Origin of the sequence: Modestobacter sp. DSM 44400 (assembly GCF_900107175.1) — a bacterium.
In the GTDB taxonomy this organism is placed as follows: domain Bacteria; phylum Actinomycetota; class Actinomycetes; order Mycobacteriales; family Geodermatophilaceae; genus Modestobacter.
The window spans coordinates 1-25,315 of the sequence record NZ_FNOZ01000041.1; the positions used below are offsets into that span (position 1 = coordinate 1).

The window sequence follows — 25,315 nt, forward strand, 5'->3', positions numbered from 1 at the left end:
CGTCAGCGCGAGGATCGCCTGCTCAGCCTCCACGCGTCCGTCGGCGCCGAAGTAGTCGCGCGACTGCACCTGGCTCAACGTCCGGGCCAGCTGCGCGGCGCGGCGCCGCAGCTCGCCGCGGTCACCTGAGGAGTCCTCGTTATTCGGACCGTTCCTGGTCGCTGCCAGCCACGCCTGGCCCCCCTCGGCGGCAACGGCGCGCGCCTCGCGGCTCACTGCGGCGTACTCGGCGGCGATTGCGCTGTTCATCGACTGCACCATGGTGTCCTCCTCATCCCCCGACAGGTAGGCCGCCGTCCACAGCGTCGCCTGACCATCGGCGGCCACAACCCGCTCGGCCACCCACTCCAGGCCCTCCCGGGTCCGCGGCTCGTCGGGCAGCAGCACCAGCCCGTCCACCGGCTGCGCCACCCCCAGCCGGCGAAGCCGCCGCCACACCGCGATCCGCGGGGTCGAGGGCTCCCGCGGCATCCGATAGGCCAACATCACCCAGCCACCCTTGTCCGCCACAGACCCCGCCTTCCGCCAGCCCTTCGTAGCACCCGTCTGCTGGCCTCCCGACAGCACAAGGCATAGTGTAACCGCATAGTGTAACCGCGGTTGCGTACCAGGACCAGTACCGGCACGGCAGGCGCCGCGCCGCCAGGTAGACGAGCCGGCGCGGACAAGTAATCAAACAGTTGATGGATGGGAGCTTCACGGTGCGGCCTCGTTATCCCGGCTGGACAACGTGGCGACGCCGCAGCGACACCCAGCAGTCGGCCGGCCCCGAGCAGTCGGCCGGCCCCGAGCAGTCGGCCAGCCTGGAGCATGACCCCGTGGGCCACGCCTCATCGGGGGGGCTACGCCGGCTGGTCAGGTATTTCCTGATCCTGGGCGCCACCGGCTTCGGTGGTCCGATCGCCACCGTCGGCTACATGCAGCGCGACCTGGTGGAGTCTCGCGGTTGGATCGACCGGGACGAGTTCCTCAACGGAGTGGCGCTGGGCCAGACGATGCCCGGGCCGCTGGCGGCGCAGGTGACCATGTGGGTCGGCTTCCTGCAGCGCAGAGCACTGGGGGCACTGGCGACGTCGGTGGCGTTCATCGCCCCGTCCTTCCTGTTCGTCCTGGGAGTCGCCGTCCTCTATGCCCACTTCTCCGGGTTGGCGGTGGTGCAGGCGGTGTTCTACGGCGTCGCTCCCGGCGTGATGGCGATCATCGCGATTGCGGCCTACAAGCTCGCCAAGCTGACCAACCGCCGCGACTGGCGTCTGTGGGCGATCAGCGCCGTCCTCGCCGTCGTCACCGCCGTGACCGGCGCAGAGATCGCCGTCCTCTTCATCGCCGCAGGAGTGCTGATGATCCTCATCGACGCGCCTCCGGCGAGGCTGGCGTCACTTCAGTCCCGACGTCGGCGCCGCGCCGTCCCACAGCCGACGCTCACAACCGCGAGAGCAGAACCGTTCCCGGCGAACAGCGTGCCGCACCGGCCCCGCAGAGTCGTCCTGGGCGGAATGGTCGGCGGGGTCGGCGCGCTGGCCGGCACCGGCGTGCTGCTGGCGTTGCTCGTCCTCACCGGTGCGGGGACGCTGGTCGCGCTCGCCCTCTTCTTCCTCAAGACCGGCGCGTTCACCTTCGGTTCGGGCCTGGCCATCGTGCCCTTTCTGCGCGAGGGCGTCGTCACCACGCACCACTGGCTCGATCCTCGGCAGTTCCTCGACGCGGTGGCGATGGGCCTGATCACCCCGGGTCCGGTCGTCATCACCGCCACCTTCATCGGCTATCTCACCGCAGGCCTGCCCGGAGCGCTGGTCGCGACCGTCGCCATCTTCATCCCGATCTACCTCGGCGTCGTCCTGCCCGGTCCCTGGTTCGTCCGGCACAAGGACAACCCGCGGGTGAAGGCCTTCGTCAAGGGTGCTACCGCAGCAGCGGCCGGCGCCTTGACCGGGGCCACCGTCGTGCTCACCCGGCAAGTCGTCATCGACTGGCGCACGTTACTCATCGCAATCGTCACGCTCGGCGTCCTGCTCCGTTTCAAGGTCAAAGAGCCCTACGTCGTGCTGGCCTGCGCCGCCGCCGGCCTCCTTCTGCACTGACCTATGAGGTCGAAGTCAAGCCTATGAGGTCGAAGTCAAGTCGGGACCTGGATGATCTTGGGCAGGTAAGGATGGCTCGCCGGCTGTCCCGGTCCAGCTGATCTTGGTGGTGGGTGTGGATGAGCGCTGCTGTGGGCGGTTCCTGCGCCCGTCTCCCGGCCCTACGTAGCGTCCAAACCGGTTGGTCCCTACAACCTTCATCCGGGCTTGCGGGGAGGCGGACGGGGCTGCCCATGGTCCGTTGCGGGATGTCAACCCGTCGGCGGTGCGGGCTCGCCCCGCGTGGTCAGCGGGCGCCAGTGTCAAGCGGCGGTGGCGGCCCCGTGCTCTGCGCGCGCAGCGCGATGAGTGCCGGCGGCGATCGCCGGGTCCCACCGCTCACATGGCGGATTCGCGTGGCCGTTGCAACGCTGACGGGTTCACCCTGCCAGTTCGAGGTTGTCCCGGCCCTCGTGGAAGCGGGATCGCGAGCCGCTTCTCGTCCGGAAGCGCCGGATGCCCTTGGCCCCCAGGGGGCAAGGTGGGCATGATCGTTCAGGATGCTCCTCGTGCAACGAATGACGACGCCAGTGATGCCCAGGGCTGGGCGCCACAAGGCTGAGGAAGTACAGGCTCCCGCGAGCCGGCCGGCGGCCCGTTGACCGCCCAGGCGTTCGTCGACGAGTCCGCCCGCGGGTCCAGCTACCACGTGTGCGTCGCAGTCGTCGCCGACGGGGACGTCGACGCGCTCCGCCGACTCGTCCGCTCGTTCTGCCTGCCTGGGCAGCGGCGGTGGCACTTCGTCACCGAACGTGACAGTCGTCGCCGGCAGATTCTCGATGCCGTCGTAGGAAGCGGTCAGGTCTCGGCGCTGGCCTTCTACGGCAAGGGCCGTGATACCGATATCCGCGCCGAGAGCTTCCGCCGCATGGTTGTCCCGCTTCTCGACCGCGGGGTGCAGCGACTGATCGTCGAGTCACGGCAAGGCCGCGACCAGCGCGACCGCCAGGTGCTCGTCGAGGAGTTCCACCGCCTCGACCGGCCCGCACTCCGCTACATCCATCTGCCGCCGAGCGGGGACCCGCTGCTGTGGATCGCCGATGCTCTGGCCTGGAGCCACTCAGCAGGAGGCGCCTGGCGAGAGCGCATCGCGGCGATCACCACTGCTGAGAACGTCACCCGGCCGTAGACGCCGCGAAGCCCGGCCGCTCACCGTCCGGAGAGGAGCCGGGCCCACTTCCTGAAGCTCAGCGCAACAGGCGGCTGTCAGTATATGCAGCACGCGTTGCGCCCGCCACGGCCGCACGGCGCCTGGTACTCCAGCAGACGCTCCCCGGGGCTGGTCAGCCCTACGCGAGCCGGAGGTGTCCGCTTGGCTTCTCGGCCGGGCGACACACCGACCCCAGCGATGACCTCAGCGTACGGCGCCCGCGAGCGGGACGTGCTGAGCCTGGCTAACGGAACTTCGGTCCGCAAATAGTCCGCAAGACGGTCGAAAACGCCCAACATCGCCCGACGATCCGCAACGACAGAAGCGCTGGTCAAGTCGGGGTTTCATCGACAGCCCATCGCGCTAAACCACCCCCGGATCGGTTTCCTAAACCGTGTGTCGCAGGTTCGAATCCTGCCGGGGGCACCACGCTGGTCAGAGGTTCTTGTTCCTCTGACCAGCACTTATGGCCCCTTCTGAGCCTCGCGTCGCTCTGACGAGTATGCCCGTCGTTCCCCCGGCTCGCCCCTGTTCGCTCCTGCTTCTTGCACGGTTGTTGCACGCCCGGGCGGCCGTAGCCGTGCCGCTGACCTGCAATCGGACCGCGAGGTGGTCGGTTGGTGGCTGCGCTGCGTGCCGCGGCTGAAAAACGGCCAGATCGGCGACGACGATCCCGCCGCCTGGGCGCGCCATGGGAACGCCATGCCCCGGCCTCAGGTCCGGGGCGGGACGGGCTCCACCGCGCGGGCATCGAGGTAGGCGTCGAGGTCTGACTGCCAGAAGCGCAGGGAGCGGCCGGCGTAGGTGAACTTGACGCGCCGTTCGGCGACCAGGCGATAGATGAGACGCCGTCCGCAGCGGAGGTAGTCGGCGGCGCTGTCGACGTCATGGAGTTGATCGCCCGCGTTGACCGACGGTCGGGGGCTGGGCGCGGTCATGCTGGCTCCTCTGCAGACGGTTGGCGCACCGGTGGACGAAGGGGTTGTGACTCTCGGGTGCCGCGATCAGCCACCGCGCCTATAGGCGTCAGAGAGCGCCGTTCGGTGACACCCGGGTAGACGAAGCGGACGGGGTGGTCGATCCGCTGGGCGGGGACGCGGTGACGTCTCGGAGTCATCGCCGGGGGTGTGGGTGGATTCATCGGCTGATGCTGCGGGCGCGCCGGTCGTGTCGAGCTGCCGCGCGGAGGGTCCCTCCATGCCGGACGTGCGACGGCTGGGTCTCCAGCTGCCGGTCGAGGGCCTCGTTGTCGTGGTCGGGCAGGTCGGTCGCAAGGAGCGTCTGCCACTGCGAGCGCACCTCGGGTGTGGGGGAGGTGTGCGGTCCGACGGGGTGGGGGTGGTCCGCGGCGCCGGTTGCGGCGCGCCAGACGGCCAACCGTCGGGCGAGGTCGGGGGGGGCGGCTTGGCGTAGCTGGTCGGCCCAAGCCGTGTCGGGGAGGTGGTTGGCGGTGATGGTCGTGGCCAGGGTGTGGACGAGGTCGGCGCGTTGCTGGACGTAGTCGGCCAGCTCGCCGTCATCGGGGGGTGGCGGTGGAAGCCAGGGCAGCGGACCACCGGTAACGGCTCGGTCGGGGTGTGGCAAGCGTGCCTCGGTGAGGGCGTGGGCGTCGAGGTAGCGCTCCACGGCGGCGTGCAGTTGCCGGCCGGTGTCCGCGGCACCCCGCCGCGGACTACTGACCGGAACTCAGGACCCTGCAACCATGGTTGCAGTTGTGATTGCCGCTGGCCGCACTTGAAGGTGAAGCGGGCTTGTGCGCCAGGATCTGGACGATCTGTGCGATCAGGTGCTGACGCGGATGCTGTCGGCCAATCCCGGTGACGACGTCGCACTCATCGCGGTGCCGCTGCATCCACTGGACCGGCCTGGGCCGGGTGTCGCCGAACGGGCCGTCGGAGTAAGGGCGGTGGGCCGCCTTAGAGGCGGGGCCGGGGTGAGTGGCCGGCGGACTTGGCTCGCCGGCCGCCGGTCGGTCAGGTCCAGTGGGTGGTCAGCCGGATGCTGTTGCCGTGCGCGTCGCGGGAGATGGCGACGTGGTCGCACAGCTGGCGGGCCAGCCACAGGCCCATGCCGCCGGCGGACAGGTCCTCCCCGTGCGCGGGTCCGTAGCCGGCGAACGGGTCCGTGGGACCCGGACCGGAGTCGCGGATGGTGCAGACCAGCGTGCCGGGCGCCGTCCACAGCCGCAGGCCGGCGGGCGGCGCCCCGTGGCGCACGGAGTTCGAGGCCATCTCATCCACAGCCAGCAGGAAGTCCTCCATGAGGTCCTCCGGTCCGTCGACGGTCGCCAGCTGCGCGCGGACGGCGTGCCGGAGACCGATGAAGTCGGTGACGGCCTCGGCGGCGAGCGTGGGCGGCGTCGCCTCGAGCGGTTCGGGCAGTACCGGCAGGCCGCGCAGGTAGGCGGCCGGGTCGACGAAGTCGGGGTTGAGCGTCCGACCGCCGTCGGGACCGAGCAGCTGCGGATGGGTGTGCCGCACCGCGGTCAGGATCGGCTCCGGGAGGGTGGCGTCGACGATGCACAGGCCCCACAGCGGCAACGGTGCAAACGAGGCGTTGATGACCGCCTCGTAGCGCTGCCACTCCTGCCAGTCGGCGTCGGTGGTGCCGAAGTCCACCTCACCCACCACCCGCACCCGGCGTCCCGGAGCGCCGCGGTCGGCGGCGAGCTTGCGGAAGGTGCGAATGGCAGTCGGCGTGCGGGCCCGGTAGAGGTTGTGTCGCTCCAGCACGAGCACCCTGGGGTCGTTCCCGACCACATCGGCGACGGCGTCCCGCAGCGGGCCGCAGCTCTCGCCGCTGACCGCGATGACCGCGAGGTCGCCGGCGGGGAGACCATCGAGCAGGAACGGAGCCGCCACTGCGGTCATCTGCTCGCTGGAGTGGTAGAGCAGCGCGTCATGCCGGAAACCGGCTGGATCCGACGTCGTGCCGTCGTCGCGGTGGCCGCTGGTGCTCTCAGTAGCTGATGTCAGCAAGACATGGTCCCCCGGTCGATAGCGGCTCCGCGCGGGACCCTTTTACACGATAACCGCTGTGTCGCGCCTGAGTCGGATGCAACCGGTTGGCGGCTGAACGGACAGCGGTCCGGGCTCCCCGCGCCACCGGGTCTCGGTCAAGCGGTGGGTGGTTCATCGCGGATGGCGAGTGAATCGGCGGCCCTGAGTGCCGCACAAGGCGTGACTGGTCGGCCGCGGTCACCTTGCTGATCGCACAGTCGCTGATCAGGGGCACGGGGGCCGGGTGGTGATTGGATGGGGCGCCCAGAAGGCCTCTCTCGGTAGCTGGCCAGAATTGATCGAGGAGTCGCTCCTGTGACCGACCCGTTGCGTGCGTTGCTGCGTGCCTCCCATCTGCTGGCCCCAGACCGTCTGAGCTCTGTGGTCGCTGTTCACGCTCGCGCTCTGGGCGCCCGGAATTGTGTGATCTACCTGGCTGACTACGAGCAGGCGACGTTGCAGCCCCTCCCCGGCACTGGGGTGCCGGCGCGTCAGGAACTTCCGATCGAGGGCACGATGGCCGGGCGGGCGTTCTGCCGGGTCGAGGTGGTCAGCAGCACGGCCGGGAAGAACGTGCACCGCATGTGGCTCCCGTTGCTCAACGGTGTCGAGCGCCTCGGCGTGGTCGAGATCGAGCTGGCCCGACGAGGAGGTGGACGCCGACATGCGGGCCCTGGTCTCGCTGGTCGCGGAGCTGGTGGTCGTCAACGACGCCTACAGCGACGTGTTCTCCCGTCTGCGCCGGCGTAAGACGTTGAGCCTGGCGGCGGAGATCCAATGGGAGCTGCTGCCGCCGCTGACCTTCGGCACCGAGCGGGTGGTCATCACCGGAGGTCTGGAGCCGGCGTATGAGATCGGTGGGGACACCTTCGACTACGCGGTCAACGGCAGCTCCGTCGACCTGCTGGTGCTGGATTCCGTCGGCCACGGTCTGCCTGCGGCGGTGCTGGCGAGCGTCGCCGTCGGGGCTTATCGGCACGCCCGGCGGAACATGCTCGACCTGCCCGACATCGCCGCCGAGATCGACGAGGCCATCGCCGGGCAGTTTGGCGCCAGTCAGTTCGCCACCGCGGTACTGGCCCGCCTGGACCTGGACACCGGTCGGCTGCGGTGGATCAACGCCGGGCACCCCGACCCGCTGATCTTGCGGGGGGCCTCGCTGGTCCATCCCCCGCACTGCTCGCCCAGCCGACCGCTGGGCCTCCAGAGCAGCAAGCCGGTGTGCTGCGAGACCCGACTGGAGCCCGGCGATCGGCTGCTGCTCTACACCGACGGCATCACCGAGGCCCGCTCACCGGAGGGCGAGTTCTTCGGCGAGGAGCGGCTCGCCGACTTCATCGCCACCGCTTCGGCTGCCGGCGATCCAGCGCCGGAGACGGTGCGACGCCTGATGCGCAGTGTCTTGACTCACCAAGCCGATCAGCTCCAAGACGACGCCAGCATTGTCGTGCTGGAGTGGCTCACCGGCGAAGAGCAGCAGCTGCAGCTGCAGCTGTAGCCATTGCCCTTACCACGGGTGCTGCTGCGGGTGCTGGGCATCGGCTGGGCTGCCCGCTGCACGCCCTGTCCGATCGAGCGGCTGGAACACGCGCGTCGATCAGGTGGCCAGGCCCGCTGATTAGAAGCTCTTTGTGCCGAGAAGGATGGCTACGACACCTCGGCGATCAGAGCGTCCATCTTGTCGGCGAGCGCGTCAGCGCGGCCGGGTCGAACTCGGGCGTAGAGCGCCAGAGTCGTGATCGGGTCTTGATGGCCCAGCTGTGTCTGCACGTCCTCGATGCTGGCGCCGGCGTCGATGAGCAGAGACGCGCATGTCGCTCGCAGGTCGTGGGGCGTGACGGTCATGCCGGCTGCGCGGGCCGCGGGGTCCCAGGAGTCGCGCCGGAACGTCCGATAGCGACGTAAGCCTCCGCTTCGATTGGGGAACACCCACTCGCCAGATGTCTGCGTCAAGTGGCTGGCCAGGGCAGCAGCGAGGCGGGTGGGCATCGTCACCGTGCGGCTGGCATGGGTCTTCGTGGGGCCGACGACCGTTGTGCCGTCGACGCTCCGCTGTATCCGGATCGTGCGGCTAGGAGCGTCGATGTCATCGCGTTGCAGCGCCAGCGCCTCGCCGATCCGCAGCCCCGTGTAGGCCTGGGTGCGGACGAGGAGCCGGTCGTCATCGCGTCGCATGTGGGCGGCAAGCTGCTCGACCTGGGCGGGGGACAGCACCGGACGCTCGGTGGTGGGACGTCGGGGGAGAGCGCCGCGTCGGGTCGCGCACGGGTTGGCGGCCAGCACGCCGTCGCGCACCGGTCGGTCGAGAACGCGCTTCAGCACACCGTGGGCCTCGATGACCTTGGACGCCGACGCGCCGCTCGCCGTCATGGCCGCGAGCCATTCCTCGACGGAGCTGGCCTTGATGTGGCGTACCGCGGTGGTGCCGAACCAAGGCGCGATACGCAGACGCCAGGCGTGCTCGTAGTTGGCGATCGTCGACGGGCGACAGCGCCCCTGGATGAACGTCAGGTAGCCGGGCCACCAGTCCGCGAGCGGTCTCCCCGCGGCGCGGTCGTCGACGGCGCGGCCGCGTTCGAGGTCGACTCGCTTGTGCGACAGCCAACGGTCGGCCGCGGCCTTGGTCGGGTAGGTCTGGGGCGCCGGCGTCAGCAACCGCGTGTCGGGGTTGGGCCACTTGGCTTGCCACCGGCCTGAGGGGAGACGGCGAACTGCGCCCCACCCTCGGCGCGATCGGTGTGTGGTCGGCACGACTGCCCCCTGCTCGCCGGTACTGCCTGCTCTGCACTCCAACTACTTGCACGGTGCTTGCACGGGACGTGGAAAAACCACTATAAGCCCAGGTCGGAGGCGAGTGGAGCGTCGCTTCCTAAACCGTGTGTCGCAGGTTCGAATCCTGCCGGGGGCACCAGTCGGTGTTAACCGTTGGTCGAGCAACAGGCCGACCGTTGGTCATGATCGCGCGGTGGAGGGCCCCCGGCCCCGGAAACGGGGACCGTGTCGTTTCAGGACGATCGGCGGTACCGGGCACTGGGTGGACGACCGGATCACCGGCGCTTCCGCGATCGACAGGCTCGCCGCCGTTGGGACGAGCTCATCAGCCCTACCGCTGATCCCGATCAGTCCGCGGCGTGAGCATTCGGCGGCCACCGCCAACGCCCCGCCTCGACGGCGAGCAGTACCTGTTCCACAGCGTGCTGCAGCGCGCCGGCAACCGCTTCGGCGCGGCCATGTTCGTGGGCACCAACAATGCCGTCCGGATCTCCGCCCTGAGGGCCATCGGGGGGGCTCCAGGACTCCATCACCGGGGACGCCGCGACCAGCATCGTCTGGCACGCCAGCATCAACCCGCAGACCGGCGCGGCCAGGACGTCCGTCTACACCCCGGACGTCCTGGCGGTCGGGGAGGGGCCGACGTCCTGGCGGGCCCACCTGGCTCAGCAGGGCCGGTGGGCGCGGGGCACCGACGAGGTCGTGCTGCGCCTGTCCTTGAAGGTCGCCCGGCGGCTCTCGTTCCGCCGGCGGGCGCACTACGCGCTGCTCATGTCCTACCACCCGGCAACGGCGGTCAGCTGGGTCCTCGGCGTGACCAACCTGGCCGCCTACCTGCTGACCGGCGTCGCCGGGGTGCTGGTCGACGCGCAGCTGTGGCCGATGCTCTATGTGAACGCCGCGGTCCTGCAGGTCGGCCTGTACGTCTGGAACCGCAGAAACAACATCAGCACACTCGAGGAGGAGAGCTCCTCGGGAGCCAGCGGCATGATTCTGTCCGTCCTGTCGACCCCGGTGTACGTCAGCGCGCTGTGGGCGGCGGTGCGCCACCGCACCGTCAGCTTCGCGGTCACGCCGAAGGGCGCCCAGGACCGGGACCCGCTCAGCACGTTCGGCGCGCACCTGCGCTGGGCGGCCGTGCTCGTCGCAGCGCTCGTGGCCTCGGTGCCACTGCACCACCCGCACGTCGCCATCTGCACCTGGGCGCTGGTCAGCACCGCGGTGTGCCTGCTCCCCGTGGCGATGTGGCTGACCGGGCTGCTGTGGCACCGCCTGCGATCGGGTCCCCGCGCCGCCGGCCTGGCGCCGAACGTGGTCCAGACCCTGCCTGCACTCACCGGTGAGCCGAGCGTGCCTGTGCCGGTCATCTCCCAGCTCATCACGACCGGCGCCACCCGCGCCCCCCGCACCCAGGAGGACCCCCGATGACCCGACGCAAGCCCCGCCGCCTCCGCCGGCTGCGCAACGCCGCCCTGGTGACGGCGACCATCGCCGGCGTGGTCGCCGTGAACGGCCCTGTGGTCTCCTCCGCCGCCGAGCGGGCCTACACGGCCTACGAGCGGAACCAGCCCGACTACAAGTCGCAGTACGGCCACTGGGACACCTACGAGCTGCCCGAGCGCTACCGCGCCCAGGCCGTGCACGCTGCGCTGCTGCGCACCGGCAAGGTGCTCCTGGTCGCCGGTTCGGGGAAACAACGCGCAGCAGTTCGAGGCCGGCAGCTTTCGGACGGTCCTGTGGGACCCGGTCACCGACGAGACCAAGGAGCTCCCCGCCCCGGAGGACCTCTTCTGCTCCGGGCACGCCTACCTGCCCGACGGCAACCTGCTCATCGCCGGCGGCACGCGCAAGTACGAGGTGCTCGCCGCCGACGTCACGAGGGCCGCCGGGATCCTCACCGTCAAGAACGAGAGCGACGCCAGTGGCATCACCATCCCGAGGGGCACCCGCTTCACGGCCCGGGGGAACGCCTACCTGTCCACCGAGGACGTCGCGGTACCGCCGGCGCACGCCATGGGCGACGGCACCCTGATGGCAGGCTCGCAGGACGTGTGTATCGAGGCCGAGGTCGAGGGGCCCGAGCAGACGCTGACCGGCGCCCAGCAGTTCCAGATCGAGGGGCTCGACGCCGAGCAGAGCCGCAACCTCTATGGCCAGGGCGACGCCATCACGATGCAGAAGCAGAACTACCGGGGCCTCGACGCCTCCTACGAGTTCGATGTCGACAGCGAGACCTACCGCAAGACCGACCCGCTGACCACCTCCCGCTGGTACCCCACGCTCGTCGGCCTGCCGGGCGGCCGGGTCCTCGCCGTCTCCGGCCTCGAATACGGCAAGATCATCGACGGGGACAACGAGGTCTACGAGCCCAGCACCCGGTCCTGGAACGACCAGCCGGAGCTCGACCGCTACTTCCCGACCTATCCCAGCCTCTTCCGGCTCGCCGACGGGCACCGGCTGTCTACAGCGGGTCCAACACCGGCTACGGCTCGGACCAGGAGGGTCGCCAGCCGGGGATCTGGGATCTCAGCGACAACAGCTGGACCGACGTCGATGGTCTGGCCGACCCGCAGTTGAACGAGACGAGCACGTCGTTCCTGCTCGCCCCGGCCCAGGACCAGAAGGTCGCGATCGTCGGCGGCGGCGCGGGCGGCGACGGCGAGGAGTCCACGTCCCGCTTCAGCGTCGTGGACCTCACCGACCCGGACCCCCGGTACGAGCCGGCCGCGGACTACCCCAGCCCCGCGCGGTACATCAGCGCCGTCACACTGCCCGACGACCACACCCTGCTCACCGGCGGGTCGGTGGGGTACCGCGGCAACCACCAGAGCGACCTGCACCTGACCACCAGCTACGACCCCCAGACCGGAACGCTGGCCGAGGTCGCCCCAACGAGGTCGGGCGCGACTACCACTCGACGGCGCTGCTGTTGCCCGACGGCCGGGTCATGACCATGGGCTCGGACCCGCTGTTCTCCGACGAGAACGACACCCTGCCCGGAAAGTTCGAGACCCGCATCGAGATCTACTCCCCGTCGTACCTGTTCGCCGGCCCCCGGCCGACCGTCACCGGCGCTCCCGAGGAGGTCACGCGGGGCACCACGTTCGAGGTGACGACCACCGGCAAGGACGTCGCCGAGGCGCGGCTGCTGCGGCCCAGTGCCGTCACCCACCAGACGGACACCGAGCAGCGCTCCATCGCCCTGGACGTGACCACCGGGGACACGGCGGACGGCGCGCACGAGTACGGCCTGAACCTGCCCGAGGGCGAGGGCCTCACCCCGTCCGGCTGGTACATGCTCGTCGTGCTCGACGCGCAGGGCGTGCCCTCCCCGGCCCGCTGGGTGCACGTCGAGTGAGCCGGCGTCCCCTGCGGGCCCTGGTCCTGGCGGCCGTGGCGTGTGCCGGCCTGGCGAGCACCGCCGTGGCCTGCACCGCCGCCACGCCGGACACGCCGGACACTGAGCCAGACCGGCTGTCCGGTGAACTGTGGCGCAACCCGCAGGGCCACGCCTCCGTCGCGATTGCCGAGGCCCAGGCCGGGGGGCGGACCGGCGAAGCCGCGTCCCTCGACGTGCTCGCCGAACAGCCCACGGCCACCTGGTTCGCCAGCCCGGGCGACCCGTACTCGGCGGTGTCGGAGGTGTCGCGAGCAGCCGCGGCCGCGGGGCAACTGTCCGTCCTGGTCGCCTACTTCGTGCCCATGCGGGACTGCGGCTCCTCCTCCTCGGGGGGTGCGCCCGACGCCGGCGCCTACCTGTCGTGGATCGGCAGCTTCGCCGCCGCGCTCGCCGACCGGCCCGCCGTCGGCGTCCTGGAACCGGACGCGATCGCCCACGCGATCGTCGGCTGCGCCGGTGTACGGCCCGAGGAGCGCTACCGGTTGCTGGCGCAGGAGGTGGAGATACTGGACCGGCAGCCGCGGACCCGGGTCTACCTCGACGCCGGCAACGCCGGTTGGGTCGACGACCTGCCGGTGCTGGCCGGTGCCCTGCGCCGCAGCAACGTCGACCAGGCCGACGGCTTCGCGCTGAACGTGTCGAACTTCGAGACCACCGACGTCAGCGCGCGGTTCGGACTGGCCCTGTCCCAGCAGTTGCAGGCGGACCAGCCCTCCCGCGTGGCCACCCCGCACTTCGTCATCGACACCAGCCGGAACGGTGCCGGCCCCCCGCGCAGACCGGCACCGAGAACCCCCGGTGCAACCTGCCCGGACGCCGGCTGGGCGAGGTTCCCACCACCGACCCCGACCTGCCGCGCGTCGACGCCCTGCTCTGGGTCAAGCAGCCGGGCGACTCCGACGGCACCTGCCGCGGCGGCCCGCCCGCCGGTGCGTGGTCGCCGCAGGCCGCCGCCGAACTGGTGGCGGGCTGACGCCTCCGCCTGCCCGTCATGACGACGACGCCGAACGCTCCCGGCCGCCTCGCACACGCCCCATCCCGCGCGCAACGTGTCGGGGCCGGCTGGGGACTCTGCCCCGGCCTGTGGACGGCGGCGCCCCGCCTGTCGGCCTGCGGCGCTGGACTGCTGCTCCGCACGACACCTGGAGGAGCGATGGCCACCGGCCCGAACCGAGCAGCCGAGGAACACGTCACCGCGCTCGCCGAAACGCTGACCACGCCGAGAGTCGGCGAGTGCGTCTTCTGCTTCATCGACCGGATGCTCGACGCGTTCGGCTGCGACACCACCCTGCGCTGGGCCCGCCGGTGGCGCGACCTCCGGCTGCCCCGGGCGACCGGGCTGGAGGCCCGGCTGGGCCGGCGCGGGGGCTTCTGCGACTGCGAGGTCTTCCTCAACGGGTGGACGGTGCGGCCGGAGCTGCTCGTCCCCGACCAGCACGGGGAGCTCGACTGGCCGGCGGACCGGCCGCCGTGCCCCGGCGTCGGCCCCCGCTCCGCCCAGCCCTGCAGTACCTGGGTGCCGTTGCGCCGGCCGTGGTGAGCCGCGGGCGCGTCGCCCGATCAGCAGGGACCATGGGGGTGTGACCGCAGCGCCACCCGCCGTGCAGGACGTCTCCGCCCTCGCCGACCTGCTCGCCGACGGCGACGCCCTCGTCCTCTCCGGCGCCGGGATCTCCACCGACTCCGGCATCCCCGACTACCGGGGGGCCACCGGGTCGCTGCGCCGGCACACCCCGATGACCTGGCAGACGTTCACCCGCGACCCCCGGGGCCGGCACCGCTACTGGGCCCGCAGCTACATCGGCTGGCGGCAGATCGCGCAGGCCCGGCCCAACGCCGCGCACCGGGCGGTGGCCGCTCTCCAGCAGGCCGGCGCGGTCGGGGAGGTGATCACACAGAACGTCGACGGGCTGCATCAGGCCGGCGGGGCGCGCGACGTGCTGGAACTGCACGGTGGCCTGGACCGCACGGTCTGCCTGGCGTGCGGCAACGTCGCCGACCGGGCGGACCTCGACGTCCGGCTTCGGGAGGCGAACCCCGGCTTCCGGCCCGAGGTCGGCGACCGCGACGAGGTCAACCCCGACGGTGACGTGGAGCTCCCCGAGGAGAAACTCGCCGGGTTCGTGATGGTCGACTGCCTGGCCTGCGGCGGCGGTCCACTCAAGCCCGACGTGGTGTTCTTCGGCGAGACGGTGCCCCGCGACCGGGTCGACACCTGCTTCCGGCTGGTCGACCAGGCGCGGTCGCTGGTGGTGTTGGGCTCCTCGTTGACGGTGATGAGCGGCTACCGGTTCGTCATCCACGCGGCCAAGCTCGGTATTCCGGTGGCGATCGTCAACTCCGGCGCCACCCGCGGCGACGCCAAGGCCGACGTCCGGGTGGACGCGCCGCTCGGCGACGTGCTGCCCGAACTCGCCCACCGGCTCGCCGGCTGAGCCCGGCCGGCTGACGGTGGCCCGCGAGGTCGAGCGGATTGGCGACGACAACGCGGTCGCGGGGGCACGGGCGCGGATGCTGCTGTCTCACGACGGGCCTGGCGAGCGCGGCCCGGCGTGGTGGGACCAGAACGACGAAGAGGGGCGGGACCGCTGGGCGGCCGGGCTCTGGGCGCTGGGGAGCTGACCCGGCGCGCGGCGGCCCGGTGACCGAGGATGGTCGGCGATGCAGACCTTCCTGCCCGTCGCCGACTTCGCCGAGAGCGCGCGGTTGCTGGACTCCCCGCGGCTGGGCAAGCAACGCGTGGAGACCCTGCAGGTGCTCCGCGCGCTCGAGCTCGCCGACTACGGGTGGGCCTCGCACCCGGTGGTCACCATGTGGCGCGGGCACACGGCCGGGCTCGTCGTCTACGGCCTGGCGATGGTCCGGGCGTGGCGCGAGCGCGGCTTCGCCGACAGCACCGAGAGGCTCATCGCCGAGTTCGCCCCGGACGCCGCCGCGATGACCCAGGCCGAGGCGGCCGCCGCCGGGTTGCTGCCCAGCTGGGTCGGCAACGAGGAGCTGCACCGGTCGCACCGGTCCAACCTGGTCGCCAAGGACCCGGCGTTCTACCGGCCGCGATTCGTCGGCGAGCCCGACGACCTGCCGTACGTGTGGCCGGGCGCCGATTACGTGCCACCGGCGGCGCCGCCGGAGGGGGTACCGGTGTGGGTGGTGCGCCCCCGCGCGCACAACGAGCTCGGTGCCGCGCTGGCCACCGGCATCGTCGGACTGGGCACCCAGGCCGGCATCGACGTGGACGCCACCGGGCTCTCGCCGGCCGAGCTGCGGATGCTGGCCAAGGAGCTGTCCGGCAAGCGGCCGGCCAAGGACCTGCGCCAGCTGACCGCCTTCCTCGACGAGATGGCACCCGGCGACCTGGTCGGGCTGCCCGTCGAGCACGGGGCCGGGCTGCTGCTGGGCGAGGTGGTCGGCGACTACGCCTTCGCCGGCCGAGAACTGCTGCCACACCGGCGCCCGGCCCGATTCGCCCGGGTCGTGCCACGGTCGGCGGCGCGCCCGCCGGCCACCCTCCAGGACCCGCGGGCGCTGTTCCGGGTCACCCTGGACCCCGGCGCCGTGCCGCCAGGCCGGCGCTGACCTCGTCCACCGCGGTGGCCAGCCCCCGGCGGGCGTCAGCGAGGTCGGCGGGCACCCGGGCCGCATGCACGAACCACCACGCTGCGCCGTGCAGCCGGCGCAGCAGGAAGAACGGCGCCAGCTCCTCGTCGGACATCGGGTCGGGCAGGGCCGCCACGGCGGCGCGGCCGTCCAGCCGGCCCGTCGCCCGCAGGCACGCGACGTCCCAGCCGCGGGGGCCGCGACTGGTGTCCTCGAGGTCGGTCCAGCACCAGCCGCCGGGCGTGGCCAGCAAGTTGCCCGGGTGGGTGTCGCCGTGCAGGAAGCCGACGTCGCCGGTCAGCAGGGGACGCAGCCGGCCGGTCAGCTCGGCGACCGCGGCCACCTGAGCCCGGTCGGCGCCCAGCCCGACTCCCCGGTCGGCGAAGACGGCCAGGTCGTCCAGCGGGGTGTCCAGCGGCTCCCCGCTCCAGCCGGGGTCGACGTCGGCGAGCGCGGCCTCCAGCTCAGCGAGGGCGGCGCCGGCCCGCGCCGGTGTCGGGGTCTCGGGCAGCACCTCGACGAACCGCCAGAAGGACAGCGTGAGCCCGGCGTGCTCGTGCGGACCCGGCGGGAGCTCGGTGGACGGCGGCACGACCGCCGCTCCGGCCTCGGCCAGCACGCCGGCCAGGGCCACCTCGCGGCCGAAGGGCCGCTGGATCGCCGGGCGGAGCAGGGGGGTCAGCGTGGCCACCCGGGCGACCACCGGCGCCGGGCGCAGGTGCACGACCACGTTGACCCCGTCGTGCAGCAGCGCTGCCTCGTCGGCGGCCAACCCGTGCGCGCGGGCGACGGTCAGCGCAGCGGCCCGGGCGGCCTCGACCCGGTTGGTCGTGTCCGTGCTGGTCGTGTTCGTACTGGTCGTGTCGGTGCTGGTCACGAGCCGGGCAGCGGGACGTTCTGCAGGCGCACCTGGCCGCGGGCGACCAGCTTGCCGTCCTCGGCGCGGGCAAGCGTGACCAGCCAGAGCTGCAGCGTCCGGCCCTGCTGGACCGGCTCGGCGACCACGTCGAGGCGACCGACGGTGGCCGGGCGCAGAAAGTCGGTGGAGTTGTTCACGCCGACCGCGAACTGGCCGCGGTCGACCACGGCCGCGCTCGCCCCGATGCTGGCCGCGGACTCCACGACGGTGCAGTAGACGCCGCCGTGCACGACGCCCCAGGGGGTGTGCTGATCCGGGCCGAGGTCGACGTGCCCGGTCACCCGGGTGCCGCTCACCTCGTCCGGGACGAAGCCGGACGCCCGGGCAAACGCGCCGGCCGACTCGAGGTCCACCGGGGGCAGGCCGCCGCTCATGCGTCCCAGACGAGGCAGAAGGGATGGCCGACCGGATCGGCGTAGACGCGGAAGTCGCCGCCCCCGCCGGGGAGCCGGCGCGCGCCGAGTGCGAGCACCGCCGGCTCGGCGGCGTCGACGTCGGCGACCCGGATGTCGAGGTGGAACTGCTGGGGGCGGGCCGGGTCCGGCCAGTCGGGGGGTTGCAGGTCCGGGGCCCGCTGGAAGGCGATCCGGTGGCCGGCGCCGGTCGCGACGACCCAGTCGTCACCTGGGTCGCCCTGCACCTCCATGCCGAGCAGCTCGGCGTAGAAGGTCGCCAGGGCATGGGCATCCGGGGCATCGATGACGACGGAGTGCAGCTGGCCGATCATGGGCCCATCCTGACCGAGCGCCGGGGCCGGCGACAGCCGGGGACCGGCCGGGAACCGCAGGTCCCCGGCCACCCGGGCTGCGGGCGCCGCATGCCGTGCCGCACGATCGGGACATGACCCGCTCCCGGACCGCCCGATGACCGCGCCGCAGCTGGGCACGCTGGCGTGGCAGCCGGCCGCGGAGCGGCCCGACCTGCTGGCCGAGCCGGTGGCCGCCGCGCTGGTGGGGCTCTCGGCGTCGGTGTGGGTGGCACCCATCGACGACGCCGCCGCCGACACCGCGGCGTTCACCGACACCTACCAGGTCCCGCTCGCCGCCTCGGCCAACTGCGTGGTGGTCGCCGCCCGGCGGGCCGGGCAGACCACGTTGGCGGCCTGCCTGGTGCTGGCCACCACGCGGGCCGACGTCAACGGCCTGGTGCGGCGGCACCTCGATGCCCGTAAGGCCTCGTTCGCGCCGCAGGACGTCGCCGTCGCCGAGAGCGGGATGGCCTACGGCGGGATCACGCCGGTGGGGCTGCCGGCGTCCTGGCCGGTGCTGGTGGACGCCGCCGTGGCCGCCGGCGAGTGGCTGGTCATCGGCTCGGGGACCCGGGGGAGCAAGCTCGCCGTTCCCGGGGCGGTGCTGGCCGCGCTGCCCGGCGCGGTCGTGCTGGAGGGCCTCGGTCAGCCGCTCGGCTGAGCGGCACCGGTCCGGTCGCCTCCTAGGCTGGGCGGGGTGAGCGACCCCGTCGACCTGGACCCCGCACCCCGCCCCGCGCCCGAGCCGGAGCGCGCGCCCGACGACAGTGACGTCGGCTGGGGCGAACGGGTGAGCGACCTCAGCGAGGACGACCGCCGCTACCTGGAGGACCGCCCGCCGCATTGGGGCAGCGACTGACGCAGCGGCCCTGCCGGTCAGCGGTGCGGGGCGGCTTCCGGCTCCGACGCCGGTGGCTGGCTCTGCTGGGCGCGCAGCAGATCGCGGATCTCCACCAGCAGCTCGACCTCGCTGGGAGCGCTGGGGCCCGTCTCCTCGCCCTCGGCCCGGCGCCGGACCAGCCGGCGCATCGGAGCGACGATGAAGAAGTAGATGACCGCGGCGGTGATCACGAAGCGGATCAGCTGGGTGACGAACGCTCCCCAGCGGAACTCCTCGCCGGAGACCAAGACCACGCCGGCCAGCTCGCCGCCCCCGGTGAAGATCGTGATCAGCGGCGTGAGGAACGAGCTGGTGAACGAGGACACCACTGCGGTGAACGCCGCGCCGATCACCACCGCGACGGCCAGGTCGACGACGTTCCCGCGCAGCAGGAAGTCCTTGAAGCCCTTGATCATCCAGTGTCCCCTCGGCTCGGTGCGCGCCGCCCAGAGCCGGCCCGGGCCGGATCACGGCGGGCCGAGGGTAACGGTGAGTGTGGCGCTGGTCGCTGACCCGGCGAGACGCGCCGCCGTCTCCGCGGACACCGCCAGCACCAGCAGGCCGCCGTCCGCGCCGGCAGCAGGGCCGGTCGCCTCGGCCGGCGGTGCGCTGAGCACGAGGGCATCCGCGGCCACCACCTCGGCGGCGCCAGCGTCGGCCGGGCTGGCGAGCACGTCGACCCGGTCACCGGGGCGCAGCAGCGCGGCCACCGCCAGATCAGCCAGCCGGACAGGTGCGGCGACCTGGCCGGGCGGCACCCGGGACCACAGACCGGGGCCGATGACCCGGACGTCGGTGACCGGCTCGCCGCGCCGCAGCGGGCCGGCCAGCACCTCCCCGGTCAACTGGCCGACGTCGTCCACGACGCCGTCCGGGGCCATGCTCGCGGGGAGGGTGACCAGGCCGAGGTCGGCGCCGGTCAGCACCGCACCGGCGGTCAGATCGGTGGCGGCGACCACCACGTCGACGTCCGCCGGTGGTGGGGGAGCGTGTTCGGCCGCGGCCGGCCGGAGTGCGACTACGAGCGCGAGAACGGCAAGCAGACCGGCGGCCACCTGCCGCAGCAGGTGCACCGGCGAGCGGGGGCGGCGGAGGCGGGGCACGCCGCCGACGCTAGGCAGGCCGGCGGGCGGCGTCCCGCTCCGGGAACGGCCTGTGGACGGTGACCCCCGGTGTGGACGACGGCGCACGGAGCGGCCGTCGTCCGTGCTCGGAGCTAGTTCGCGGCCTTGGAGCCGGTGCTGGGCGCGGCCGCCGGCTTGCTGGCGGACGACTCTTTCGAACCCGACGACGACGAACCGGAGTCCTTCGCCGACGACGACGAACCGGAGTCCTTCGCCGGCGACGACTCCTTGGCCGAGGACGCCGACGGGGCGGTGGCGCTCTCGGCCTTGCGGCTGTCGGTGCGGTAGAAGCCCGAGCCCTTGAAGACCACGCCGACCGAGCCGTAGACCTTGCGTACCGGGGCGCCGCACTCCGGGCAGGTGGCGACCGCGGCGTCGCTGAACGTTTGCACGACCTCGAACTCGTGCTTGACCTCGGAATTGGTGCAGACGTACTGGTAGGTGGGCACGGTGCAACTGCTCCTCGTCCGGGTGGGTCACCGGGCTGGCACTCGACCCGGGAGACTGCCAATGATGCGCCGTCCCGGCGGTGCCGTCCACGTCGGGACCCCGCGTCGGGGGAGTGCCCCCGATCACAGAGCGGCCCGAGCCGGCCCGGCCGGTACGGTTCCGACTGTGGCGCCACAGTGGCTGGACGAGCAGGAACAGACCACCTGGCGTCGGTGGCTGGCGGTGTCCGAGCTGGTCCCGCGCACGCTCGACGCCCAGCTGCAGCGCGACGCCGGGCTCACGCACGCCGCCTACGTCGTCCTGGCGATGCTGTCCGAGGCCCCCGACCGCAGCCGGCGGATGAGCGACCTGGCCCGGGTGGCCAACCAGTCGCAGAGCCGGCTGTCGCACACCGTCGCCCGGCTGGAGGAACGCGGCTGGGTGACGCGGGTGCGGGCCACCGAGGACCGCCGCGGCAACGTCGCCGTCCTCACCGACGCCGGTTGGGACGTCGTCACCCGGGTTGCCCCCGGCCACGTCCAGGCCGTGCGCGACGCGGTGTTCGCCGCCCTCACCCCCGAGCAGGTCGTGGCGCTCGGCGAGGCGCTGGACGCCGTCCTGGAGCGGCTGGACCCCGACCACACCCAGCGCGCCCTCGCCGGCAGCTGACCCGGCGGCGGGGAAGCCGCCGGGTGCGCGCGGCGTTGCCTCCCACGATGTCCGAGCCCGTTGCCTCCCCGGTGCCCCTGTCCGTCCTCGAGCTGGCCACGGTCGGGTCGGGCCAGTCGACGGCCGAGGCGCTGGCGCACACCATGGCGGTGGCGCAGGCCGCTGACCGGCTCGGGTACACCCGCATCTGGGTGGCCGAGCACCACAACATACCGGCCGTGGCCAGCACCAACCCACCGGTGCTGATGGCTCACCTCGCCGCGGTGACCGAGCGGATCACGGTCGGCTCCGGTGGCGTGATGCTGCCCAACCACGCACCGCTGGTCGTGGCCGAGCAGTTCGCGCTGCTGGAGGCGCTGCACCCCGGCCGGATCGACCTCGGCATCGGCCGCGCGCCCGGCACCGACCAGCACACCGCCCTGGCGCTGCGCCGCGACCCGGCGGCGCTGTCGGCCGAAGACTTCCCGAACGACCTGCTGGACCTGCTCGGGCTCTTCGGTGACGAGCGGGTCGAGGGCGGGCTGTCCGAGAGATTCGCGGCCACCCCGGCGGCGGTCAGCGCGCCTCGGGTCGTGCTGCTGGGGTCGAGCGGGTTCTCCGCGCAGCTGGCCGGCCAGCTGGGGCTGCCGTTCACCTTCGCCCACCACTTCGGCGGGGCGCACACCCAGGCCGCCGTCGAGCTCTACCGCGAGTCCTTCCGGCCCTCGGCGCGGCTTGTGCGGCCGTACACGATCGTCACGGCCAACACCCTGGTCGCCGACACCGACGACGAGGCCCGCCGGCTGGCACTGCCCGGTCAGCTGATGCGGCTGTCGATCCGCACCAACCGGCTGCGCCCGGTGCCCAGCCTGGCCGAGGCGGAGGTGCACCCCGAGCGCGCGGCCGCAGAGGCGATGCCGAGCAACGCGGTCGTCGGCGGGCCCGAGCGGGCGGTCGCCGAGCTGCGGCAGCTGGCCGCCGACACCGGTGCCGACGAGCTGATGGTCTCCGCCTCCACGCACGGGGTCGCCGAGCGGCTGCACAGCCTGGAACTGCTGGCCGCAGCTTGGGGCCTGGCGCCTGGCGAACGGCCTGCTGCGGGCTGAGGACCGGCTGCACCCTCAGCGCGGGTGGCGCAGGAACGACTCAGGGTCGGCCAGGAACTGCCGCCAGCTCGCGGTGAGCCCGAGGTCCTCCCATCCGGCCGGCCTCAGTCCCCAGGTGCCGACCTCGCGCAGCGTCGCCCCGGGCAGCGCGGCCAGCACCGGGGAGTGGGTGGCCACGACCACCTGCGCGCCGGCGGCGACCAGGTCGAGCAGGACGGCCACCAGCGCCAACGTCCCCCGGAAGGAGAGCGCCGCGTCGGCTCGTCGAGCAGGTACACACCGCCTCCGCTGGCCCGGCGGGTGAGCACCTCCAGGAACGCCTCCCCGTGGGAAAGCTCGTGGAACAGCGGTTCCGTGCCCCGCGGGTCGGGGTGGGCCTCCAGGTAGCTGTAGAGGCCGTGCAGCGTCTCGTCGCGCAGGAAGTAGCCCCACCGCGAGGCGCCGGGGCTCCGCTCCACCACCAGGTCGAGGGACCCCGGCTCCGGCGCGCCCCGGCCCGGGTCGGGGCGCGAGCGGCGCACGGGTCGGCGGTCCACCCGCCCATCCTGGCGCGTGGCCATGATCGCCGTACTCATCTGCCGGCCGCCGTCCTCGCGCTACAGCCTGAGGACGGCGACCGCAGCGCGAGTTCGGCGATCATGAGCGCCGCCACGCGTCAGCGCCCCAGGTGCCGCCAGCGCCGCGTGCGGGCGCGCATCCGCTCCACGTCGTCCCGGCCCAGCAGCCCGGCCAGCTCCTCGGCCAGCACGCGGCCCAGCCGCTGACAGAACTCCACGGGCTCGTCGGCGGCGTCGGGCCGTTCGGGGACCACCCGGTCGACGATCCCGTCCCGCCACAGGTCGGTGGCCCGCACGCCCTGCGAGGCGGCCATTTCCCCGGCGTGCGTGGTGTCGCGGTGCACGATCGCCGAGGCGCCCTCCGGGGGCAGCGGGCCGAGCCAGCCGTTGGCCGCGGCCAGCACCCGGTCGGCCGGCACCAGGGCCAGCGCGCCGCCGCCGGCGCCCTGCCCCAGCAGGACGGCGAGGGTCGGTGCGTCGAGCATCACCAGGTCCTGCAGGCAGCGGGCGATCTCCCCGGCCATCCCGCCTTCCTCGGCCGCCACCGACAGCGCGGCGCCCGGGGTGTCGATCAACGTCAGCAACGGCAACCGCAGCTCGGCGGCCAGCCGCATGCCGCGCCGGGCTTCCCGCAGCGCGCCGGGGCCCAGCGGCGCCGACAGCGACTGTCCGCGCCGGTCCTGGCCCAGCACCACGCACGGGGCGCCGCCGAAGCGAGCCAGTGCGAGCAGCAGCCCGGGGTCGGACTCCCCGGCGCCGGTGCCGTTCAGCGTCACGACGTCGGTGGCCGCGATGCGCAGCAGCCGCCGCACCCCGGGCCGGTCGGACCGCCGGGAGGCGGTGACAACGTCCCAGGCGCTGCGGCCGTCCTCCGGGTCGTCGGCGTCGGTGCCGTCGCCGGCGACCGGCCCGTCGACCGGTGCGGCGCGGTGCCAGGAGGACCGCGCCGCCAGCACGCGCAGCGCGCGGTCGGCGACCTCACCGATCTCCTCCGGCGGGACGACGGCGTCGATCAGCCCCCGCGCGGCCAGGTTCTCCGCGGTCTGCACCCCGGCCGGGAACGGCTCGCCGTACAGGGCCTCGTACACCCGCGGACCGAGGAAGCCGATCGCGGCACCCGGCTCGGCGATCGTCACGTGGCCCAGCGACCCCCACGAGGCCAGCACGCCGCCGAACGTCGGCCCGCGCAGGTAGACCAGATAGGGGAGCCCGGCCTCCTTGTGCCGGGCGATCGCCGCGGTGATGCCGATCATCTGCAGGAAGGCGACCGTGCCTTCCTGCATCCGGGTGCCGCCGGAGATGGGAGCGGCCAGCAGCGGCAGCCCCTCGTCGGTGGCCCGCTCGACGGCCGACATCAGCCGCTCGGCGGTGGCGATCCCGATAGAGCCGGCCAGGAAGCCGAACTCGCCGGCCACTACCGCCACCCGCCGTCCGCGCAGTGTGGCCTCACCGGTGACGATCGCCTCGTCCTGGTGGGTCTTCTGCGCGGCCCGCGCCAGCTCGGCGGCGTAGGCGTCGTCGATCTCGCGGGGCGGCGCCGGGGCGTCCCACGACTGCCACGACCCGGGGTCCAGCACCAGGTCGCGCAGCGTCCGGGCGTCGAGCCGGGCCGGCTTCGGCGAGGTCATGTGGCGTGCCCGTCCTCGACGTCGGCGCCGGCCGGCTGCTGGATGCCGTCGGGACCGGACAGCCAGGCGCGGATCGCGTCGCCGTCGGCGCCGAGCACCGGGGGTGGGGTGTGGTCCCGGCGGGTGGTCTCGGACTCCCCGTCCGGGCCGGCGGCGAAGAACCGCAGCGGAGGGCCGGGCAGGGTCAGCGGCCCGGCGGTGGGGTGCTCGACGGCGATCTTCAGGCCCTGCGACTCGACCTGGTCCCAGCTGTAGACCTCGTCCAGGGTGCGCACCTTGCCGGCGGGGACGCCGGCCGTGGCGAGCCGGGCGAGCAGCTCCTCGGCGGGGATGTCGGCGAAGACGCCCTCCAGCAGCTCGATGACCCCCTCGCGCCGGCCGACCCGCTCGCCGTTGGTGGCGAAGCCGGGCGCGTCGGGGTCCAGCCCGAACTCGGCGCACAGCCGTCGCCACAGGCCCTCGCTGCCGCAGGACAGCTGCACGCTGCCTCCGCCGGCGCAGTGGAACAAGCCGTAGGGAGAGATGGAGGGGTGGTGGTTGCCCTGGGCGCGGGGTACCATGCCGCCCACGGTGTGCGCCGTCCCCTGGTAGGCGTGCACACCGATGACGGCGGCCAGCAGCGAGGTACGGACGACCTGACCGCGGCCGGTGCGCTCCCGCTCCAGCAGCGCGGCGAGGACGCCGTAGGCGCCGTACATGCCGGCCAGCAGGTCGCTGATCGGGACGCCGACCTTCTGTGGGTCCTCGGGCCCCGGGCCGGTCAACGACATCAGGCCGCCCTCGCCCTGGGCAATCTGGTCGTAGCCGGCCCGCCCGCCCTCGGGCCCGTCGTGCCCGAAGCCGCTGATCGCCAGGGTGACCAGCCGGGGGTTGAGCTCGGCGAGCGCGTCGGTGCCGAAACCGAGGCGGGCCAGTGTGCCGGGTCGGAAGTTCTCCAGCAGCACGTCGGCGCGGCGCACCAGCTCGCTGAGCACCGCCTTGTCCGCATCGTCCTTCAGGTCGAGGGCGATCGACTCCTTGTTGCGGTTCGCGGAGAAGAAGTAGGTCGACTCGCGGCCCGCGGTGGTGTCGACGAACGGCGGCCCCCAGCCGCGACTGTCGTCACCGGAACCGGGTGTCTCGACCTTGATCACCCGGGCGCCGAGGTCGCCCAGCATCATGCCGGCGTGCGGCCCGGCCAGGGCTCGGGTCAGGTCGACGACGAGGACGCCGTCCAGGGGGCCACTCACAGGGGTCGT

At 72.8% G+C, this 25,315-nt stretch carries 29 protein-coding genes and 1 pseudogene; 16 read left to right on the forward strand and 14 right to left on the reverse strand.

Going from position 1 to position 25,315, the window contains the following annotated elements; translation table 11 throughout:
* Nucleotides 1–486, reverse strand: a 486-nt coding sequence (locus BLW04_RS19330) for a Chromate resistance protein ChrB (RefSeq protein ID WP_139306921.1), incomplete at its 3' end; no start/stop codon positions are given.
* A gap of 215 nt (nucleotides 487–701) precedes the next feature.
* On the opposite strand from BLW04_RS19330, the gene chrA reads away from it, so the two are divergent.
* Nucleotides 702–2,081: a chromate efflux transporter gene (chrA, locus tag BLW04_RS19335; protein WP_217631123.1), complete on the forward strand. Its 1,380-nt coding sequence runs from the start codon at nucleotides 702–704 to the stop codon at nucleotides 2,079–2,081.
* Nucleotides 2,082–2,718: 637 nt separating this feature from the next.
* Nucleotides 2,719–3,249: a hypothetical protein gene (locus BLW04_RS19340; protein WP_091545984.1), complete on the forward strand. Its 531-nt coding sequence runs from the start codon at nucleotides 2,719–2,721 to the stop codon at nucleotides 3,247–3,249.
* A 734-nt stretch (nucleotides 3,250–3,983) separates the two neighbouring features.
* Here BLW04_RS19340 and BLW04_RS19345 read toward each other — a convergent pair.
* The 3 genes from BLW04_RS19345 to BLW04_RS19355 form a co-directional block, all read right to left on the reverse strand.
* The gene (locus BLW04_RS19345) at nucleotides 3,984–4,208 is read right to left on the reverse strand and encodes an excisionase family DNA-binding protein (protein ID WP_091545988.1); all 225 of its coding nucleotides are present in this window, start codon (nucleotides 4,206–4,208) and stop codon (nucleotides 3,984–3,986) included.
* Between the two features lie 199 nt (nucleotides 4,209–4,407).
* A complete protein-coding gene (locus BLW04_RS19350; protein ID WP_091545992.1) occupies nucleotides 4,408–4,896 on the reverse strand; it encodes a hypothetical protein in 489 nt (162 codons plus the stop codon).
* Between the two features lie 347 nt (nucleotides 4,897–5,243).
* The gene (locus BLW04_RS19355; RefSeq protein ID WP_091545995.1) at nucleotides 5,244–6,248 is read right to left on the reverse strand and encodes a sensor histidine kinase; all 1,005 of its coding nucleotides are present in this window, start codon (nucleotides 6,246–6,248) and stop codon (nucleotides 5,244–5,246) included.
* A 673-nt stretch (nucleotides 6,249–6,921) separates the two neighbouring features.
* Here BLW04_RS19355 and BLW04_RS19360 point away from each other — a divergent pair.
* Nucleotides 6,922–7,767 carry a PP2C family protein-serine/threonine phosphatase gene (locus BLW04_RS19360; RefSeq protein WP_254781798.1) on the forward strand — a complete coding sequence of 282 codons (846 nt, stop codon included), beginning with the start codon at nucleotides 6,922–6,924 and terminating at the stop codon, nucleotides 7,765–7,767.
* Nucleotides 7,768–7,916: 149 nt separating this feature from the next.
* On the opposite strand, the gene BLW04_RS19365 is transcribed toward BLW04_RS19360, so the two are convergent.
* Complete coding sequence (locus BLW04_RS19365; protein WP_091545998.1) at nucleotides 7,917–8,924, reverse strand: tyrosine-type recombinase/integrase; 1,008 nt, start codon at nucleotides 8,922–8,924, stop codon at nucleotides 7,917–7,919.
* Nucleotides 8,925–9,743: 819 nt separating this feature from the next.
* Between BLW04_RS19365 and BLW04_RS19375 the strand changes: the two genes are divergently transcribed.
* The 9 genes and pseudogenes from BLW04_RS19375 to BLW04_RS19410 all read left to right on the forward strand — a co-directional run bounded on the left by BLW04_RS19375 (nucleotide 9,744) and on the right by BLW04_RS19410 (nucleotide 16,017).
* Nucleotides 9,744–10,469, forward strand: a complete 726-nt coding sequence (locus BLW04_RS19375; RefSeq protein ID WP_091546005.1) for a hypothetical protein — start codon at nucleotides 9,744–9,746, stop codon at nucleotides 10,467–10,469.
* Between the two features lie 429 nt (nucleotides 10,470–10,898).
* Entirely contained in the window at nucleotides 10,899–11,618 is a 720-nt protein-coding gene (locus tag BLW04_RS19380; protein WP_091546008.1) for a Kelch repeat-containing protein, read from the forward strand.
* Nucleotides 11,615–11,992: a Kelch repeat-containing protein gene (locus BLW04_RS19385; RefSeq protein WP_091546011.1), complete on the forward strand. Its 378-nt coding sequence runs from the start codon at nucleotides 11,615–11,617 to the stop codon at nucleotides 11,990–11,992. The genes BLW04_RS19380 and BLW04_RS19385 overlap by 4 nt, the downstream gene beginning before the upstream one ends.
* The gene (locus BLW04_RS19390) at nucleotides 11,989–12,399 is read left to right on the forward strand and encodes a galactose oxidase early set domain-containing protein (RefSeq protein WP_139306919.1); all 411 of its coding nucleotides are present in this window, start codon (nucleotides 11,989–11,991) and stop codon (nucleotides 12,397–12,399) included. The genes BLW04_RS19385 and BLW04_RS19390 overlap by 4 nt, the downstream gene beginning before the upstream one ends.
* Nucleotides 12,400–12,464: 65 nt before the next feature.
* Nucleotides 12,465–13,211 (forward strand): annotated as a pseudogene (locus BLW04_RS19395) (glycoside hydrolase family 6 protein); the annotation flags it as partial.
* 50 nt (nucleotides 13,212–13,261) lie between these two features.
* Complete coding sequence (locus BLW04_RS29765; RefSeq protein WP_371327806.1) at nucleotides 13,262–13,414, forward strand: glycoside hydrolase family 6 protein; 153 nt, start codon at nucleotides 13,262–13,264, stop codon at nucleotides 13,412–13,414.
* Nucleotides 13,415–13,594: 180 nt separating this feature from the next.
* Entirely contained in the window at nucleotides 13,595–13,981 is a 387-nt protein-coding gene (locus tag BLW04_RS19400; RefSeq protein ID WP_091546019.1) for a DUF2695 domain-containing protein, read from the forward strand.
* A 40-nt stretch (nucleotides 13,982–14,021) separates the two neighbouring features.
* A complete protein-coding gene (locus BLW04_RS19405; RefSeq protein WP_091546023.1) occupies nucleotides 14,022–14,876 on the forward strand; it encodes an NAD-dependent protein deacetylase in 855 nt (284 codons plus the stop codon).
* Between the two features lie 226 nt (nucleotides 14,877–15,102).
* Nucleotides 15,103–16,017: an MSMEG_6728 family protein gene (locus BLW04_RS19410; protein WP_091546026.1), complete on the forward strand. Its 915-nt coding sequence runs from the start codon at nucleotides 15,103–15,105 to the stop codon at nucleotides 16,015–16,017.
* Here the strand turns inward: BLW04_RS19410 and BLW04_RS19415 are convergent.
* From BLW04_RS19415 to BLW04_RS19425, 3 genes are read right to left on the reverse strand one after another with little or no spacing between them, the layout of a single operon-like run.
* Complete coding sequence (locus tag BLW04_RS19415) at nucleotides 15,977–16,915, reverse strand: phosphotransferase family protein (protein WP_091546030.1); 939 nt, start codon at nucleotides 16,913–16,915, stop codon at nucleotides 15,977–15,979. The genes BLW04_RS19410 and BLW04_RS19415 overlap by 41 nt on opposite strands.
* Complete coding sequence (locus BLW04_RS19420; RefSeq protein WP_091546033.1) at nucleotides 16,912–17,331, reverse strand: PaaI family thioesterase; 420 nt, start codon at nucleotides 17,329–17,331, stop codon at nucleotides 16,912–16,914. Before BLW04_RS19420 ends, BLW04_RS19415 begins: the two co-directional genes overlap by 4 nt.
* Nucleotides 17,328–17,684: a VOC family protein gene (locus tag BLW04_RS19425; protein ID WP_091546097.1), complete on the reverse strand. Its 357-nt coding sequence runs from the start codon at nucleotides 17,682–17,684 to the stop codon at nucleotides 17,328–17,330. Before BLW04_RS19425 ends, BLW04_RS19420 begins: the two co-directional genes overlap by 4 nt.
* A gap of 136 nt (nucleotides 17,685–17,820) precedes the next feature.
* Between BLW04_RS19425 and BLW04_RS19430 the strand changes: the two genes are divergently transcribed.
* Nucleotides 17,821–18,366 carry a YbaK/EbsC family protein gene (locus BLW04_RS19430; RefSeq protein WP_091546036.1) on the forward strand — a complete coding sequence of 182 codons (546 nt, stop codon included), beginning with the start codon at nucleotides 17,821–17,823 and terminating at the stop codon, nucleotides 18,364–18,366.
* A 36-nt stretch (nucleotides 18,367–18,402) separates the two neighbouring features.
* Nucleotides 18,403–18,564 (forward strand): hypothetical protein, encoded by a 162-nt coding sequence (locus tag BLW04_RS26945; protein WP_175484150.1) that lies wholly within the window; start codon nucleotides 18,403–18,405, stop codon nucleotides 18,562–18,564.
* 17 nt (nucleotides 18,565–18,581) lie between these two features.
* Here the strand turns inward: BLW04_RS26945 and mscL are convergent, their stop codons facing one another.
* The 3 genes from mscL to BLW04_RS19445 form a co-directional block, all read right to left on the reverse strand.
* Entirely contained in the window at nucleotides 18,582–19,001 is a 420-nt protein-coding gene (gene mscL / locus BLW04_RS19435; RefSeq protein WP_091546039.1) for a large conductance mechanosensitive channel protein MscL, read from the reverse strand.
* A gap of 51 nt (nucleotides 19,002–19,052) precedes the next feature.
* Complete coding sequence (gene cpaB / locus BLW04_RS19440) at nucleotides 19,053–19,688, reverse strand: Flp pilus assembly protein CpaB (protein WP_091546042.1); 636 nt, start codon at nucleotides 19,686–19,688, stop codon at nucleotides 19,053–19,055.
* Between the two features lie 113 nt (nucleotides 19,689–19,801).
* Nucleotides 19,802–20,158 carry an FmdB family zinc ribbon protein gene (locus BLW04_RS19445; RefSeq protein WP_091546046.1) on the reverse strand — a complete coding sequence of 119 codons (357 nt, stop codon included), beginning with the start codon at nucleotides 20,156–20,158 and terminating at the stop codon, nucleotides 19,802–19,804.
* Nucleotides 20,159–20,324: 166 nt separating this feature from the next.
* On the opposite strand from BLW04_RS19445, the gene BLW04_RS19450 reads away from it, so the two are divergent.
* Nucleotides 20,325–20,807: a MarR family winged helix-turn-helix transcriptional regulator gene (locus BLW04_RS19450; protein ID WP_217631125.1), complete on the forward strand. Its 483-nt coding sequence runs from the start codon at nucleotides 20,325–20,327 to the stop codon at nucleotides 20,805–20,807.
* Nucleotides 20,808–20,854: 47 nt separating this feature from the next.
* Nucleotides 20,855–21,892 carry an LLM class flavin-dependent oxidoreductase gene (locus tag BLW04_RS19455; protein WP_091546049.1) on the forward strand — a complete coding sequence of 346 codons (1,038 nt, stop codon included), beginning with the start codon at nucleotides 20,855–20,857 and terminating at the stop codon, nucleotides 21,890–21,892.
* Nucleotides 21,893–21,907: 15 nt separating this feature from the next.
* Here BLW04_RS19455 and BLW04_RS19460 read toward each other — a convergent pair whose 3' ends face one another.
* From BLW04_RS19460 to BLW04_RS19470, 3 genes are all read right to left on the reverse strand, one after another.
* Nucleotides 21,908–22,114 (reverse strand): hypothetical protein, encoded by a 207-nt coding sequence (locus BLW04_RS19460; protein WP_139306920.1) that lies wholly within the window; start codon nucleotides 22,112–22,114, stop codon nucleotides 21,908–21,910.
* A 433-nt stretch (nucleotides 22,115–22,547) separates the two neighbouring features.
* Nucleotides 22,548–24,077: a carboxyl transferase domain-containing protein gene (locus BLW04_RS19465; RefSeq protein ID WP_091546056.1), complete on the reverse strand. Its 1,530-nt coding sequence runs from the start codon at nucleotides 24,075–24,077 to the stop codon at nucleotides 22,548–22,550.
* Entirely contained in the window at nucleotides 24,074–25,306 is a 1,233-nt protein-coding gene (locus tag BLW04_RS19470; protein ID WP_091546059.1) for a CaiB/BaiF CoA transferase family protein, read from the reverse strand. Before BLW04_RS19470 ends, BLW04_RS19465 begins: the two co-directional genes overlap by 4 nt.
* Between the last annotated feature and the right edge of the window lie 9 nt (nucleotides 25,307–25,315).

Excerpts from the sequence above, each read along its gene's own strand:
- mscL (WP_091546039.1), bottom strand. The coding sequence starts at position 19,001 with ATGATCAAGGGCTTCAAGGACTTCCTGCTGCGCGGGAACGTCGTCGAC.
- BLW04_RS19410 (WP_091546026.1), top strand. The coding sequence starts at position 15,103 with ATGCAGACCTTCCTGCCCGTCGCCGACTTCGCCGAGAGCGCGCGGTTG.
- BLW04_RS19400 (WP_091546019.1), top strand. The coding sequence starts at position 13,595 with ATGGCCACCGGCCCGAACCGAGCAGCCGAGGAACACGTCACCGCGCTC.
- BLW04_RS19465 (WP_091546056.1), bottom strand. The coding sequence starts at position 24,077 with ATGACCTCGCCGAAGCCGGCCCGGCTCGACGCCCGGACGCTGCGCGAC.
- BLW04_RS19420 (WP_091546033.1), bottom strand. The coding sequence starts at position 17,331 with ATGAGCGGCGGCCTGCCCCCGGTGGACCTCGAGTCGGCCGGCGCGTTT.
- BLW04_RS19425 (WP_091546097.1), bottom strand. The coding sequence starts at position 17,684 with ATGATCGGCCAGCTGCACTCCGTCGTCATCGATGCCCCGGATGCCCAT.
- BLW04_RS19430 (WP_091546036.1), top strand. The coding sequence starts at position 17,821 with ATGACCGCGCCGCAGCTGGGCACGCTGGCGTGGCAGCCGGCCGCGGAG.
- BLW04_RS19455 (WP_091546049.1), top strand. The coding sequence starts at position 20,855 with ATGTCCGAGCCCGTTGCCTCCCCGGTGCCCCTGTCCGTCCTCGAGCTG.
- BLW04_RS19345 (WP_091545988.1), bottom strand. The coding sequence starts at position 4,208 with ATGACCGCGCCCAGCCCCCGACCGTCGGTCAACGCGGGCGATCAACTC.
- BLW04_RS19390 (WP_139306919.1), top strand. The coding sequence starts at position 11,989 with ATGACCATGGGCTCGGACCCGCTGTTCTCCGACGAGAACGACACCCTG.